13 protein-coding genes are annotated in these 14,855 nt (G+C 75.1%); 5 read left to right on the forward strand and 8 right to left on the reverse strand.

Annotation, left to right across the window (positions count from 1 at the left end):
- Positions 1-154 precede the first annotated feature (154 nt).
- The 6 genes from ACL03H_RS17495 to ACL03H_RS17520 form a co-directional block, all read right to left on the reverse strand.
- Positions 155-1,105 (reverse strand): cation diffusion facilitator family transporter, encoded by a 951-nt coding sequence (locus ACL03H_RS17495; RefSeq protein ID WP_412812416.1) that lies wholly within the window; start codon positions 1,103-1,105, stop codon positions 155-157.
- A gap of 84 nt (positions 1,106-1,189) precedes the next feature.
- Complete coding sequence (manA, locus tag ACL03H_RS17500) at positions 1,190-2,422, reverse strand: mannose-6-phosphate isomerase, class I (protein WP_412812321.1); 1,233 nt, start codon at positions 2,420-2,422, stop codon at positions 1,190-1,192.
- A gap of 159 nt (positions 2,423-2,581) precedes the next feature.
- Positions 2,582-3,655, reverse strand: coding sequence for a hypothetical protein (locus ACL03H_RS17505; RefSeq protein ID WP_412812322.1), 1,074 nt, complete (start codon positions 3,653-3,655; stop codon positions 2,582-2,584).
- Positions 3,656-3,661: 6 nt separating this feature from the next.
- On the reverse strand, positions 3,662-3,880 hold the full coding sequence (locus ACL03H_RS17510; protein WP_412812323.1) for a Trm112 family protein: 219 nt from the start codon (positions 3,878-3,880) through the stop codon (positions 3,662-3,664).
- A 52-nt stretch (positions 3,881-3,932) separates the two neighbouring features.
- Positions 3,933-5,282, reverse strand: a complete 1,350-nt coding sequence (locus ACL03H_RS17515) for a phosphomannomutase/phosphoglucomutase (protein ID WP_412812324.1) — start codon at positions 5,280-5,282, stop codon at positions 3,933-3,935.
- A gap of 114 nt (positions 5,283-5,396) precedes the next feature.
- The gene (locus ACL03H_RS17520; RefSeq protein WP_412812325.1) at positions 5,397-5,756 is read right to left on the reverse strand and encodes a DUF3499 domain-containing protein; all 360 of its coding nucleotides are present in this window, start codon (positions 5,754-5,756) and stop codon (positions 5,397-5,399) included.
- Positions 5,757-5,989: 233 nt separating this feature from the next.
- Here ACL03H_RS17520 and ACL03H_RS17525 point away from each other — a divergent pair, with 233 nt between their 5' ends.
- Entirely contained in the window at positions 5,990-6,463 is a 474-nt protein-coding gene (locus tag ACL03H_RS17525) for a metallopeptidase family protein (protein ID WP_412812326.1), read from the forward strand.
- A gap of 36 nt (positions 6,464-6,499) precedes the next feature.
- On the opposite strand, the gene ACL03H_RS17530 is transcribed toward ACL03H_RS17525, so the two are convergent.
- Positions 6,500-9,886 (reverse strand): glycosyltransferase family 2 protein, encoded by a 3,387-nt coding sequence (locus ACL03H_RS17530; RefSeq protein ID WP_412812327.1) that lies wholly within the window; start codon positions 9,884-9,886, stop codon positions 6,500-6,502.
- 216 nt (positions 9,887-10,102) lie between these two features.
- Complete coding sequence (locus ACL03H_RS17535; protein WP_412812417.1) at positions 10,103-10,438, reverse strand: WhiB family transcriptional regulator; 336 nt, start codon at positions 10,436-10,438, stop codon at positions 10,103-10,105.
- A gap of 568 nt (positions 10,439-11,006) precedes the next feature.
- Between ACL03H_RS17535 and ACL03H_RS17540 the strand changes: the two genes are divergently transcribed.
- From ACL03H_RS17540 to ACL03H_RS17555, 4 genes are all read left to right on the forward strand, one after another.
- A complete protein-coding gene (locus ACL03H_RS17540) occupies positions 11,007-11,738 on the forward strand; it encodes a site-2 protease family protein (RefSeq protein WP_412812328.1) in 732 nt (243 codons plus the stop codon).
- A gap of 73 nt (positions 11,739-11,811) precedes the next feature.
- Positions 11,812-12,813, forward strand: a complete 1,002-nt coding sequence (gene cofD / locus ACL03H_RS17545; protein ID WP_412812329.1) for a 2-phospho-L-lactate transferase — start codon at positions 11,812-11,814, stop codon at positions 12,811-12,813.
- Positions 12,810-14,153: a coenzyme F420-0:L-glutamate ligase gene (locus ACL03H_RS17550; protein WP_412812330.1), complete on the forward strand. Its 1,344-nt coding sequence runs from the start codon at positions 12,810-12,812 to the stop codon at positions 14,151-14,153. Before cofD ends, ACL03H_RS17550 begins: the two co-directional genes overlap by 4 nt.
- 78 nt (positions 14,154-14,231) lie before the next feature.
- A complete protein-coding gene (locus tag ACL03H_RS17555; protein WP_412812418.1) occupies positions 14,232-14,771 on the forward strand; it encodes an NUDIX hydrolase in 540 nt (179 codons plus the stop codon).
- Positions 14,772-14,855 lie beyond the last annotated feature (84 nt).

Genomic DNA, 14,855 nt, shown 5'->3' on the forward strand with positions numbered 1-14,855 from the left:
AGGACGTCTTGATCCGCCGAATGCGCCGAAGTGATCACTGTCCGCACACAGCGGACCCGTCCACGCAGGTAAACGAGCCGCGACCCGAACAATTTCCCGGTTATCCGGAGATCATCGGGAAAGCCCGCGCGAGTGCGGAAAGATCTGCGGGGAATCAGTCGCGAACCGCGTCGATCTCCGCGTTCGCCGGTTCCGAATCGGACCGGTCCAGATCGGGTTCGAGGTAGATCAGCCGGGCCGCGGGAACCGCCGCGCGGACCCGCGCCTCGGCGGCGTCGATCTCCCCCGCGACCTCAGCCACGGACAGCGACGGGGCCAGGCCGATCTTCGCGGCGATCAGCAGCTCGTCCGGGCCGAGGTACTGGGTGCGGATGTGGATCACCTTGAGCACCTGGTCACCGCGCAGCTCACCGACGATCTCGTCCAGCACCGAGCGGGTCGCCCCCTCGCCGATGAGCAGGCTCTTGGTCTCGACGATGAGCACGATCGCGATCACGCCCAGCAGCAGGCCGATGCCGACGGTGCCGATGCCGTCGTAGACCGGGTTCCCGGTGAGCACGGCCAGCCCCACCCCGCTGAGCGCGAGCACCAGGCCCAGCAGCGCGCCCGCGTCCTCCAGCAGCACCACCGGCAGCTCCGGGGTCTTGGCCTGGCGGATGAACTGCCACCAGCCCAGCTCACCCTTGATCAGGCGGGACTCCTTGATAGCGGTGGTGAAGCTGTAGGACTCCAGCGCGACGGCCAGCACCAGGATCACCACCGCCACCAGCGGCGAGGTCAGCGGCTCCGGGTGCTGGATCTTGTGGATGCCCTCGTAGAGCGCGAACACCGAGCCGAGGCTGAACAGCAGCAGCGCCACGACGAACGAGTAGAAGTAGCGGTCCCGCCCGTAGCCGAAGGGGTGCTCCGCCGTCGGACGGCGCACCGAGGTGCGCTTGCCGAGCAGCAGCAGGCCCTGGTTGGAGGTGTCGGCCACCGAGTGCACCGACTCGGCCAGCATCGACGAGGACCCGGTGAGCAGGAACCCGCCGAACTTGGCCACCGCGATGCCCGCGTTCGCGGCCAGCGCCGCCAGGATCGCCTTGGTTCCGCCGCCTGCTGACACGTCCCGCTCCCGGAGCTCGATGGTCAAGTCCCCGGGAATGTACCGGCACGAACCGCCCGCGCAGGACGCTGTCGGGCACACCGCTCAGCGGTGAGCGCCCGCCGCGGCGCGGAACAGCTGGGCGGTGCCGTCCGGGCACACCGGGCGGGCCAGCACCGCCGGGTCCGAGGCCGCCAGCCACACCGACTGGCCCTTGCCCAGCTCCAGCTCCGCCCCGTCGGCGGTGGACAGCAGCAGCGCGCCCCGGGTGCACAGCAGGATCTGCGGACCCGGCGAGTCCAGCCGGACCGCCGTCGCGTTCGCGGGGGACCAGTCGACCCGGGACAGCCGGAACTCCTCCGCCGGGGTCTGGTAGACGGTGAGGTTGCCGTCCAACGACTCCCCCTTGTGCACCCGCATGTCCCCGCTGGTGAAGTCGAGCACCCGCAGCAGCTCCGGCACGTCCACGTGCTTCGGGGTGAGCCCGCAGCGCAGGATGTTGTCCGAGTTCGCGAGGATCTCGACCCCGGTGCCCTGGAGGTAGGCGTGCAGGTTGCCGGCGGGCAGGTAGATCGCCTCGCCGGGCTGCAGCACCAGCCGGTTCAGCAGCAGGCTGGCCAGCACCCCGGCGTCGTTCGGGTAGGCCTCCCCCAGCTCCAGCACGGTGCGGCACTCCAGGGCGAACTCGCCGTGCTCCCGCACGTGGCGGACGCAGGCGTCCAGCAGTTCCGGCAGCACCTCGCGCAGGTAGTGCTCGGGCAGCGTGATCCACGTGGTAAACAGCGCCCGCAGCCCGTCGGGATCGGGCTGGGCGGCGAGCAGGCCCGTGTGCGCGCGCAGGCTCGGCACGTCCAGCTCGCCGAGCAGGCGCACGGTGCGCTGGGCCTCGCGGAAGCCGGCGAGCGCGTGGAACTCGGTGAGCGCGCAGATCAGCTCGGGCTTGGCGGTCGGGTCCGGGTAGTTCCGGTTCGGCGCGTTGCGCGGGATGCCCGCGCGCTCCTCCCGCTCGAAGCCCTCCGCGGCCTGCTCCGGCGAGGGGTGGGCTTGCAGGCTCAGCGGCTCGTTCGCGGCGAGGACCTTGAGCAGGAACGGCAGCCGGGTCCCCCAGCGCTCGGTGCACTCCGGGCCGAGGTGGTGCGCCGGGTCCGCGTCGAGCAGGGACAGCAGCGACTCCTCGGACCCGTCCGAGCGCACCAGCCTCGACGGATCCCCCGGGTGCGCCCCCATCCAGAGCTCGGCCTCGGGATGCGGAGTGGGGACCGGTCGGCCGAGCAGGTCCGCGATAGCGGTACGCGAGCCCCAGGCGTAGGGGCGCACCGCGTTCCGCAGCAACTCCACAGTCCTTCTCGCTCTCTTCACCGCCGGCCGCGCGTCCCGCGCGCACCCCGGCGCCCGCTTCCGACCGGCTTCCCGGCGACCGCCCGACCAAGGACAGCGCCGCTCCGCCACCAGTGCATCAGGGGTCACCCCGGAAATCGTCCAGGGTTCCCCGCCCGGTCAGTGCACCGCGAGCGCCTGCCTGCCCGGTCCCCCGAGCGTGCCTGCCGCGAGGCCCAGGTAGACCGCGGCGAGATCGAACCGCAATGCGAGCAGCGCCACCCGAGGCGCCGCCTCCGCCCGCACCGACTCACCGGGCGCGACCAGGTCCGCGCTGGGCAGCGCTCCCGTGGCGGCCCGCTCGTCGGTCTCCGCCCGCGCGTCGTGCTGGGTGCTGATGAGGAAGACGCGCGACGCCGCGCCCCGGTCCTCGTCGGGGTCGGCGAACAGGTCCGAGCCGGACTCGGCCACCGCGCGGTACAGGGCGTGCCTGGTCGCCGCCTGGGGCAGGCTCGTCACGTCGCAGGCGAGCGCCGCGTGCACGCCGAGCGCGTAGCTCCCGTGGCCCGCGACGGCGGTGGTGAGCCCGTCGACGCCCCACAGCAGCGGGGCGTGGTCGGCGAGCCGCAGCGCCAGCGACTTCGCCGGGTTCATCAGCGGCTCCTGGCCGGGGTGCGCGCGCTCGGCCTCCCGGTCCAGCTCGTCGGCGAGCTGGTCGGTGTCGCAGCGCACGAGCCCGAGCGCGACGAGCACGCACACGCCGACGGTGAACACGTGCGCGAAGGTGAGCTCCTCCGGCACCGGCAACCGGGGCGGCAGCACCTTCGCCCGGCCCGCGCCGGACGCGGCGACGGGCCCGTCCGCGGGGGCGGCGAGGACCACCGAGGCGCCGCGCCGGGTCGCGGTGGCCACGCCCTCCGCGAGCACCGGGTCACCGGGGTCGGGGGTGTGCGCGAACAGCACGTCGAGCGGCCCGATCCAGGCGGGCACGGCCTCGGCCACCACCACCGGCACCGGACAGGCCGGTCCGGTCAGGGCGGCGAGCACCGCGCACACCGAGCGGCCGAGGCCGGGGCGGGCCACCAGCACCAGCGAGCGGGGCCTGCCGTCGGCGAGGTCGTCGAAGTTCGCCTCGTGCGCGCTCTCGGCGGCCGCGCGGACCTGCGCGCCCGCGAGCGCGGCGGCGCGCAGCAGCCCGCGCGAGTCGGCCTCAACGATCCGCTCGGGGTCGTCGAAGAGGGTGTCGTCGAGCACCGGAGGTCACCTCTCCCCGGTCGCGCCGGGTTCCTCGGGGCCGTCGACGGCCTCGTCCAGCAGCAGCACCGGGATGCCGTCCCGGACGGGGTAGCCGCGGCCGCACTCGGTGCACCTCAGGTGCTCCTCTCGCCCTGCTCCGGCGGCCTCGACGCGCAAGGCGCCGTGGTCCGGCGCCGGGCAGGCGAGGATCTCCAGCAACGTCGATTCCAGGGCCACGGCCACGTTCCCTCCTGAGTCCACACCCGGTCCACGCCCAGCGGGCGGCGGCACGCCGTCAGCCCCGCACCACCGCGAGCACCTCGTCGCGCAGCGCGGCGACCGCGGCGGCGTCGGGCGCCTCCACGTTCAGCCGCAGCAGCGGTTCGGTGTTCGACGGTCGGATGTTGAACCAGGAACCGTCCGCCAGCTCCACGGTAAGCCCGTCGAGCTCGTCGATTCGAGCGCCGGAGCGCTCCCGGTAGGTGTCGGCGACGGCGCGCATCCGCACGGCCTGGTCGTCCACCGTCGAGTTGATCTCGCCGGAGGCCGCGTAGCGGGAGTAGTCCGCCATCAGCGTCGACAGCGGGCCCTGCTGGCCGCCCAGCGCGGCCAGCACGTGCAGCGCGGCCAACATGCCGGAGTCGGCCTTCCAGAACTCGCGGAAGTAGTAGTGCGCCGAGTGCTCGCCGCCGAAGATCGCGCCGGTCTCGGCCATGGTCTGCTTGATGAACGAGTGCCCCACCCGGGTGCGCACCGGCTTGCCACCGTGCTCGGAGACGATCTCGGGCACCGCGTGCGAGGTGATCAGGTTGTGGATCACGGTCGAGCCCGGTTCCTTCGCGAGCTCGCGCACCGCGACGAGGGCGGTGATCGCGCTCGGGGCCACCGGGTCGGCGTTCTCGTCGACGACGAAGCAGCGGTCCGCGTCGCCGTCGAAGGCGAGCCCGGCGTCCGCGCCGACCTCGCGCACCTTGGCCTGCAGGTCGACCAGGTTCGCCGGGTCCAGCGGGTTCGCCTCGTGGTTCGGGAAGGTGCCGTCGAGTTCGAAGTACATCGGGACCAGCTCCACCGGCAGGCCCTCGAACACGCTGGGCACGGTGTGCCCGGCCATCCCGTTGCCGGCGTCCACGACGATCTTGAGCGGACGGATCTCGCGCAGGTCGACGAGCTCGCGCAGGAAGCGCGCGTAGTCGGCGGCCATGTCGCGCTCGGAGACCGAGCCCTTGGCGCCCAGGAACTCCGGCACCCCGTGCGCGACGAGCTCCTGGATCTCGGACAGCCCGCTGTCCTGACCGACCGGCGCCGCGCCCGCCCGGCACAGCTTGATGCCGTTGTAGCGGGCCGGGTTGTGGCTGGCGGTGAACATGGCGCCCGGCAGCTCCAGGGTGCCGGAGGCGAAGTACAGCATGTCGGTGCTCGCGAGGCCGATGGAGATCACGTCCACGCCCTGCCCGGTCACGCCCTCGGCGAAGGCGGCCGCCAGGCGCGGCGAGGAGTCGCGCATGTCGTGCCCGATGACGACGGCCGGGCCGCCCACGAGCCTGGTGAACGCCGCGCCGAGCTCGCGCACGACGTCGGTGTCGAGCTGCTCGTCCACCACACCTCGGATGTCGTACGCCTTGACGATCTCCGACAGGTCCCGCACGCTGCACATCCCTACGTAGTCCGGCCAACCTCGCTGCGTCCCGAGCGTACCGGCGAACCGTGATCTTGCGGAGCACTCCCGACCGCCATCGAGCGGCACGTCACGTTCGGCGGCTCACTCGTCCCGGGGGTCGGGCAGGGCGCGCAGGTGCCCGCGCCTGCCGCCGCCGACGGAGAAGTCCGGCGGATCCACCGGCAGGTCCGAGCGGCCGGCCTCGCGCACCGCTTCGGCGAGCGCCGTCAGATCGTCGACCGAGGCCTCCGGGAGCGCGAACTCGCCCTCGTAGCGGACGACCTCCCAGCCCTTCGGCACCGTCAGCCGCAGCGCGTGCTCTTCGCACAGGTCATAGCTGTGCGGTTCGGGGTAGGTGGCGAGGGGACCGACGACCGCGGTCGAGTCCGCGTAGGCATACGTGAGCGTCGCAACGGCCGGGTTGGTACACCCGGTCCGCGAGCACCGCCTCACGCTCCGCACGAGTGGCACGATAGCGCCCCCCGTCCAGCGCGCGCCGGAGGCACGCGGAAACGACCTCCCGACCCCCGCCGCGTCGCGGTGGGCGCAACGCGCTCACCGGCGGATTCGCGCCGCGGGACGGCTTTGTTCGCGCTGCGCGGAACGACTCGGCGCCCCCGGCTGCTCACATCGGGTGGCGACAGGCGACCCGAACGGGCATCCCCGCGGGGGTTGCGAGGGCGTACCCTCAGCCCGTGGTGACCGCACGTGGATATCGTCGCCGGACCCTCGCCCGCCGGGATCGCCGCGGGCGCGGTCTGCGCGGCCCGCTCTACCCGGCCTCGGTCCCGGTGGCGCGCAGCCGCTCGCAGTGGTTCGACGCGACCGTCCTGGAGGCCCTGGAACCGATCGAGCAGCGCTGGCACGCCGAGCTGACCGAGCTCGACGTCGCCGTGGACGAGGTTCCCGAGGTGCAGGTGACGGCTCCCGAGAAGGTCGTGTGGGACGACGACGTCGTGGTGGACGCGAACGTGCCGCTCGCGCGGCTGGTGCCCGCCGGGGTCGACCGCCGCGGCCTGCCCACCCGCGCCCGGATCGTGCTGTACCGGCGGCCGCTGGAGGCCCGCGCCCGCGACGGGCAGGACATGGCGGACCTGCTGCACGACGTGCTCATCGAGCAGGTCGCCACCTACCTGGGGCTGGACCCGGACGTCATCGAGGGCCAGTGATCCGGCGAGGGCCGGTGCTCCGGTGCGCACGGCCGCTCAGTCCCCCGCTCGGCGGGACGGCAGCGCCCCGATCGCGGTGAACAGGATCGCGGCGGCCTGCAGGACCAGCAGCGCCGGGCGCGAGGCATCGCCGTAACCGATGCGGACCTCGCTGGCCGAGGCGGGCACGGGCACCGCGACCTGGTGGCCCCACGCCTCGGCCAGCGGCGCCTCCCGGCCGTCGATCTCCGCGTGCCAACCCGGTTCGTGCTCGGCGGCCAGCAGCAGCACCCGGCCCTCCCCGCCCTCGGAGACCCGGACCGCGACCTCCGGCAGCTCGGCGGGCACGCGCAGCGGCCTCGCCCGCGGCGAGGGGTTCCCGGCGAGCCGGGCCTGCCGCGCGAGGTCCGGGCCGAGCAGCTGCACCGGTCCGGACGGCAGCAGCACCCGCAGCACCGGGGAGCCGTCGGCGAGGGTGCCGTGATCGGCGAGCAGCTCGCCCGCCGCCGAGCGCAACCGCCGCGCGGCGGCCGGGTCCGGGACCGCCACGTGACCGGTGCCGCGCGCGGCGGCCGTGGTCAGCGCGGCGCGGACCCGCGCCGGTTCCTCGGAGAGCAGGTCCGATTCCGCGTCCCGCGACCAGCGCAGGGCATCGGGCACCGGGGCCAGGTCGTCGTCGCCGTAGTGCGGGGCGGCGCCCTCGACCAGCCGAGGCCGTGCACCGCCGAGCACCAGCAGCCCACCCGGCCCGGCCAGCTCCGCCGCCAGCGCCGCCGTCCCGCCCGGCGGTTCGGCCCGCAGCGGGCCGCGGGCGGCGAGCACCGCGCTCACCCCCGTGACCAGCACACCGCCGGCCAGCACCGCCCCGAGCACCCGGCGCGGCACCCGGTCCGGGAGCGGACCCGCCGCCAGCACCACCCAGAGCAGGCCGGCCGCGGCCACCACCAGCGCGGCACCGGGGGCCCCGGGGCTCGCCGGCCCGCCGCTGAGCGGTTCGGCGACGATCCGATCCACGGCGGCCGCGGTCGCCAGCCCGGCGAGCGCGGTGATCGCGCCGGGCAGCATCGCGCGACTCGGCGCCAGGACGGCCGCGCCCAGGGCGGCCAGCACCAGGAGACCCCCCGCCCAGGTCGCGGGCGCGCCGTCCGCGCTCAGCAGCGCGAGCCAGCCGTCGGCCGGGGTCTCGGTGATCCGCCCGCCGGGGCCGTGCAGCAGGAGCTCGGCGTGCCGCAGCAGCACCACCGGCCAGGGCAGCAGGCAGGCGATCGGCAGCAGCACCAGCGCGGACAACCCGGCCACCCGGCGCGGGGCGCGACGCGCCTCCCCCGGCACCGCGACGAAGCCGACGAGCGCCAGCACCACCAGCAGCACCAGCGCCAGGGGGCTGAAGGCCCCGAGCACCGCGAGCCCGAGCGCGGTCGAGCACGCCGTGCCCAGCCAGTGCCGCGAACCGGACACGGCGGCCAGCCGGGACAGCCCGATCACCGAGGCGATGCCCGCCAGCAGCGGCGGCACGAGCACGTGCGCCACGACGACGTCGAGCCTGCCCTGGCCCGCCGCGTGGAACGCGAGCGGCAGCAGCGCGTAGGCCCCGGCGGCCAGCGCCCGCTGCCCGCCGCGCATCGGCAGCCCCCGGGTGGCGGCGTAGGCGGTGAGCCCGGCCAGCGGCGCCCCGAACAGCAGCAGCGCCGCCACGGCGGCGGGCGGCCCGCCCAGCGGTGCGAGCGCGGTGCCCAGCAGCGCCAGCACCAGCAGCGAGGCCGTGGCCGGCGAGCCGGTACCGCCGTGCACGGGGTGCCAGGAGGCCAGGTAGTCCCGCCAGGTCGCGGCCAGGTCCGCGGGGGCGAGCAGCCTGCCGCCCTGCAGCGCGGCGCCGAAGCGGTCGTGCTCGGCCAGCGCCCCGTGGGCGAGCAGGGACAGGACGACGAGCGCGGCGGTGAGCAGCACCGGCGGGGTGAGCAGCAGCTCGCGCAGCACCCGGCGACGGTCCACCCGCACCAGCAGCAGCGTGCGGTCGGGCTCGGGCTCGGGGCGGGCGCCCCGGGGCACCGGCGAGGGGCGCGGGGGTTCCTCCCCGGGACCGGGTTCGACGGACGCGGACTCGACGGGCACCACCACCTGACCGGTGGGTCTGCGCAGCCCGCCGACTCCCCGGGAGCGCCGCCCGGGCTTCGCCAGCGCTCCGGCGGGGAGCGCGGCGGGGCCCACCGAGCGCGGCGGGATGGCCTCGTCGACCGGGGTGATCCGGCCGGTGCCGAACGCCTCGGGGGCGCGGCCGAGCACGACCTCGCGCCGCACCCGCTCCCGGACCAGCCCGGCGAACGCGGCGCGCGCCCCGTTGCGCAGCCTGGTGAGCCTGCTGGTCAGCAGGCCGCGGACCCCGGCGGGCCGGGGGGTGATCGCGCGCCGCCGCGCCCGCGCGGCCCGGATCCCGAGCCGTCCGGTGAGCAGCTCGGTGAGCGCTGCCCACTCGGCCACCGCGTCCCGGTGGCGCCACAGCAGCGCGCACCCGGCGGCCCGCAGCAGCGAGAGCACCAGCAACCGGGCGACGGCGGGCGGCACGGACCAAGCGGGGGCGTTGACCAGGAAGGTGCGGACCCCGCCGACCCGGTCGGCGGCTCGCCGGGAGCGCCCCGCCGCGTCCGGAGCCCGCTCATCGCGGCGCAGGGCCCCGGCGTGGCGCATCCGGGCGCTCGGCGCGCAGAGCACGAGGTGCCCGTCGGCGTTGGCGCGCCAGCCGAAGTCGACGTCCTCGAAGCCCAGCGGCAGCGCCGGGTCGAAGCCGTCGAGGCGCTCGTAGACGTCGCGCCGCACCAGTGCGCCCGCGGTGGACACCGCGAGGACCTCGGAGACGACCCGCGCCTCGGTCGGCCCGGCGACGGGCTCCCCCGGCGCGGGCTCCGCGCCGGCGTCCTCGCCGGACGGCGCGGGGCCCCAGTCCAGCTCCGGGTCCGCCTCGGCCGAGCCGAGCCCGGTCTGCCGCCGTCCCGAGGCGTCGGTCGACAACCCGGCGTCCACCACCAGCCGCGGATCGTCCCAGTCCAGGCCGAGCGGACCCAGCACCGCGGCGGTCGAGTCCAGCTCCGCCACGTCGAGGAGCTGGCGCAGGCAGTCCGGTGCGGGCGCGGCGTCGTCGTGCAGCAGCCACAGCCAGCGGCCCGGGTCGCCCCAGCGCTCCGCGGCGTGCTCGGCGGCCGCCGCCACCGCGGCGCCGAAACCGGCGTCCGCCGGCAGGTCGAGCACCCCGTCCAGCAGGTCGGGGGCCGCGGCCAGCAGCTCGGCCGTGCCGTCGGCGGAACCGGTGTCCACCGCCAGCAGGTGCCGCGGCCGGACGGCGAGCCCGCGCAGCGCGGCCAGCACCTCCGGCAGCCACCGCTCGCCGTCGTGGCACACCAGCACGCCCAGCACCGGTGCGGTGTTCAGCCGCGGCGCGGTCCCGGCCACTGAGTCCTCCCCCCGCCCTACTCCGATCAACGCTCGACCGTAGTGGACGGGGACGCGCTCCTGTCGAGCTCGTCGCGCGGAGCGGGCCGGGACGGGCCCCGACGCGCAGGAGCCGCGCGACCTGCGGACGCGCGGCTCCTGTTCGAATCGATCAAGTCGGCGGGGCCGGACCCGGCGCCGCACCGTCCGCGGTGGACGGGGGCCGCGGGTCCGGTGTCACACGGCGCTGCGCTTGAGGCGGCGGCGCTCCCGTTCGGACAGCCCTCCCCAGATCCCGAAGCGCTCGTCGTGCTCCAGCGCGTACTCCAGGCATTCGTGGCGCACCTCGCAGCCGGCGCAGATGCGCTTGGCCTCGCGGGTGGAGCCGCCCTTCTCCGGGAAGAAGGCCTCCGGATCGGTTTGCGCGCACAATGCGCGCTCCTGCCACTCCTGTTCCGGCTCGCCCAGTTCGAAGAGCTGGGCGAGCACGTCGGCATCCGTGGTCTCGGATTCCTGCTGCGGATCCCCCCAATGCAGCAGGCTCACCTGCTGCAAGGGATGACTCTGCTCCATCAAGCGGCCCTGTTCCATCAGGTGGGCTTGACCTGTCTCCCACATTGGTCCTCCCCCGATCGCTCCCGTTGCCCGCGGTCCTCCCCAGGACCGTTCGGGATGCACTCCCGGACGCGGGGCGCACGTCCCCGCGTCGCCGCCCGGGCTGGGCACCGGCCCTCTCACCGCGCCGCCCGTTCGACCGTGGCCATCACCGGAGCTCCCTTTCCCCGGTCACCGCGCCGAATCCGCCGGAATCCACGTGGTGGAAATCCAGACGGGACGATTCGTCGCGATTTCACCGCTGGGGCCGGTCACCGACGGCGAACCACCGGCGAAGCCGCCCTCGACCAATCATTTCAGCGGAGAATGACACCGCTGTGATTACACCGGTGTAGCTCCACTCGGTCAAGCGGAGCCAACCCGTCGAGGGACCCGCGGGCAGCCGCCGCATGACGCAACTCCAGCGGACTTTTGTCGTGGCCCATTACTCCAGGTGGCGGCACTTCGCAGGCCGGATCGCGCGTTTTCACCCGGTGGCCCGTGAGGTCCGGCCGACACCGGGGACACTGGTGGGGTGAGAACCCGCGTGAGTCCCCTGTTCCTGGCACTGCTCGGCGCGACCGTCGCAGGTGGCGCGCTGGCCACCGTGGACAACTCGGTCGCCATGACCACCGGCATCGTGCTGATCGTGCTGGGCGGCTGGGCCACGTCCCTGTGCTTGCACGAGTTCGGGCACGCGATCACGGCCTACCGGGGCGGGGACCGCGCGGTGCGGGCGAAGGGCTACCTGACGCTGGACCCGCGCCGCTACACCGACCCGGTGCTGAGCATCGTGCTGCCGCTGCTGTTCGTGATCGCCGGTGGCATCCCGCTGCCCGGCGGCGCGGTGTGGATCAACCACCACGCGCTGCGCTCCCGGCGCACCGAATCGGCGGTCTCGCTGGCCGGCCCGCTGACCAACCTGCTGCTCGGGATGCTGATCACGTTGGCGGTGCAGCTGGTGCCGATGCCGCAGGGGCTCTCCAGCGGCCTGTCCTACCTGGCGTTCCTGCAGGTGATCGCGTTCGTGCTGAACATCCTGCCGATCCCCGGCCTGGACGGGTACGGGGCGATCGAGCCGTGGCTGTCCCATCGCGCGCGCGAGCTCGGCGAGAAGGCGCGGATGTGGGCGCCGCTGGCGCTGTTCGTGCTGCTGTTCGCCGTGCCGTTCGTCGGCCGGGCCTTCTTCTCGCTGGCCTACCTCGTCTTCGCGGCCGTCGGCGGGGACGCCGCGCTGGCCTACCTGGGACAGGAGGCGTTCCGGTTCTGGGAGTTCTGATCGCGCGCGCGGGGTGACGCGGGGGACACCGGTCCGGCCCCGGGCGCGGTCCGCCCCGTGCGAGGATCGCGGGGTGAAGGTCGTAGCACTGGTCGGCGGAGTCGGCGGGGCGCGGTTCCTGCTGGGAGTCAAGGCGGCGCTGGGCATCCCCGCGCTCGGCGAGGGCGAGTCCCCGCACGAGGTGACCGCCGTGGTCAACATCGGCGACGACGTGTGGATGCACGGGCTCCGGGTCTGCCCCGACCTGGACACCTGCATGTACACGCTCGGCGACGGCATCGACACCGCGAAGGGCTGGGGTCGGGTCGACGAGACGTGGTCGGTGAAGGAGGAACTGGCCGCCTACGGCGCCGAACCGAGCTGGTTCGGGCTCGGCGACCGGGACATCGCGACGCACCTGGTGCGCTCCCGGATGCTGCGCGCGGGTTACCCGCTCTCGGCGGTGACCGAGGCGCTGTGCGACCGCTGGCGCCCCGGGGTCCGGCTGCTGCCGGTCAGCGACGACCGGGTGGAGACCCACGTCGCGATCGCGGACCCGGCCACGGGTGAGCCGACGGCGGTGCACTTCCAGGAGTGGTGGGTGCGCCACCGCGCGGAACCGGCGGCGACGGCGATCGTGCCGGTGGGCGCCGAGGACGCCGCGCTCGCGCCGGGCGTCGCCGAGGCCGTCGCCGAGGCGGACGTGGTGCTCGTGGCCCCGTCGAACCCGGTGGTGAGCGTGGGCACGCTGCTGGCGGTGCCCGGCTTCCGGGAGGCGCTGCGCTCGACGCGCGCTCCGGTGGTGGGGCTGTCCCCGATCATCGGCGGCCGCCCGCTGCGCGGGATGGCCGACGCCTGCCTGACCGCGATCGGCGTGGAGACCTCCGCCGAGGCCGTGGGCAGGCTCTACGGATCCCGCGCCGACTCCGCGGACGGGGTGCTCGACGCCTGGCTGGTGCACACCGGCGACACCGCGGAGGTGCCGGGCGTGGCGGTGCGCGACGTGCCGCTGCTGATGTCCGACGTGGACGCGACGGCCGAGATGGCCCGGGCCGCCTTCGACGCGGCCGGGCTCCGGGCTCCGGAGGGGTCATGAGGGATCACTCGGCGACCGAGGGGTTGCGGCTGTTCGCGGTGACCGGGCTGCCGGAGTTCGGTCCGGGCGACGACGTGGCGGCCTCGGTCGCGGCGGCGGCGCCGTGGCTGTCCGACGGCGACGTCGTGGTGGTCACCAGCAAGGTGATCTCCAAGGTCGAGGATCGCCTGGTCCGCACGTCGCGGGATCCGGAGACCCGGGAGCGGCACCGCCGCGAGCTGGTGCTCGCCGAGGCCGCCGAGGTGCTGGCCCGGTTCCGGAACACGCTGATCACCCGCAACCGGCTGGGGATCGTGCAGGCCGCCTCCGGGGTGGACGCCTCGAACGTGGCGCTGGACCGGATCGCGCTGCTGCCGGAGGACCCGGACGCCTCGGCCCGCCGGTTGCGGGCCGGGCTGGCCGAGCGGCTGGGCGTCGAGGTCGGCGTCGTGATCACCGACACGATGGGCCGGAGCTGGCGCCACGGGCAGACCGACGCCGCGATCGGCGCGGCGGGCCTGCGGGTGCTGCACCGCTACGCGGGCAGCGTGGACGCGCAGGGCAACGAGCTCGCGGTCACCGAGGTCGCCGTCGCCGACGAGATCGCCGCCGCCGCGGACCTGGTCAAGGGCAAGCTCGGCGGCGTGCCGGTGGCGGTGGTGCGCGGGTTGCGCACAGAGGACGACGGGTCGAGCGCGCGGGACCTGGCCCGGCCGGTGGAGCAGGACCTGTTCCGGCTCGGCACGAACGAGGCGATCGCGCGGGGGCGGCGGGAAGCGGTGCTGCTGCGCCGCTCGGTGCGCTCGTTCAGCGCGGAGCCGGTGGACGTGGCCGCGGTGCGGCGCGCGGTGGGCGCGGCGCTGACGGCACCAGCTCCGCACCACACCGCCCCGGTGCGGTTCGTCCTGCTCCGCGACCGCCCGCTGCGCACCAAGCTGCTGGACGCGATGCGCACCGCCTGGCTGGCGGACCTGCGCGGCGACGGGCGCGAGGAAGCCGCCGCGCAGCGCCGGGTCGGCCGGGGCGATCTGCTGTACGCGGCGCCGGAGCTGGTGCTGCCGTTCCTGGTGCGGGAGGGCTCGCACCACTACCCGGACGCGCGGCGCGCGGAGGCGGAGCGGGCGATGTTCACCGTGGCGGGCGGGGCCGCGGTCCAGGGCCTGCTGGTCTCGCTGGCGGCGGAGGAGCTGGCCTCCTGCTGGGTGTCCTCCACGCTGTTCTGCCCGGACGTGGTGCGCTCGGTGCTGGAGCTGCCGGAGTCCTGGGAACCGCTGGGCGCGGTCGCCGTCGGCCATCCCGCCGACCCGGTGGAGGGCCCTCGCCCGCCCCGCGACCTGGACGGTGCCTTCCTGGAGATGTGAGGGCCGGAGCGACCCGGACGACCGGGTCGCCGGTCGACGCGGTCGGAAGAGGGAGCTGAGGACGTGGAACCGGGCGATGTGATCACCGCGGCCGGGCCGCACGCGGACGCGCGGCGGGTGCTGCGGGAGTGGGATCCGGCGGTGGCCGGGCAGGAGGCGTTGCGGCACGCGTTCCTGGCGCTGCTGGACGCGCGCCCGGACGCCTGCCTGCGGGCCTGCGAGCCGGGGCACGTGACGGCCTCGGCGGTGCTGGTGGACGCCCCCGGGGAGCACGTGCTGCTCACCCTGCACCCGCGCGTCGGCGCGTGGTTGCAGCTGGGCGGGCACTGCGAACCGGAGGACGCCTCGCTGGCCGGGGCGGCGCTGCGGGAGGCGACCGAGGAGTCCGGGATCGCGGGGCTCGCCGCGTCCCCGGAGCCGGTGCACCTGGACGTGCACCCGATCACCTGCTCGCTGGGTCGGCCGACGCGGCACTTCGACGTCCGCTACCTGGTCCGCGCCCCGGCGGGGGCGCGGCCGGTGCGCAGCGAGGAGTCGCTGGACCTGCGCTGGTGGCCGGTGGACGCCCTCCCCGAGGGGTCCGACCTGGGGCCGCTGCTGGCGGCGGCGCTGGGCTGATCGCCGGGGCCGCTGCTGGTCCCGCCCGTCCGGGGAGCGACCGGGAACCGATCCGGCGGCGGGAGATCCGCCGTCGCGCTCCCG

Origin of the sequence: Saccharopolyspora antibiotica, from assembly GCF_047200635.1 — a bacterium.
Taxonomy (GTDB): Bacteria; Actinomycetota; Actinomycetes; order Mycobacteriales; family Pseudonocardiaceae; genus Saccharopolyspora_C.

Bases quoted from the DNA above. Each gene is read 5' to 3' on its own strand.
- ACL03H_RS17535 (WP_412812417.1), bottom strand. From the start codon at position 10,438: ATGGAGCAGAGTCATCCCTTGCAGCAGGTGAGCCTGCTGCATTGGGGG.
- ACL03H_RS17550 (WP_412812330.1), top strand. From the start codon at position 12,810: ATGAGGGATCACTCGGCGACCGAGGGGTTGCGGCTGTTCGCGGTGACC.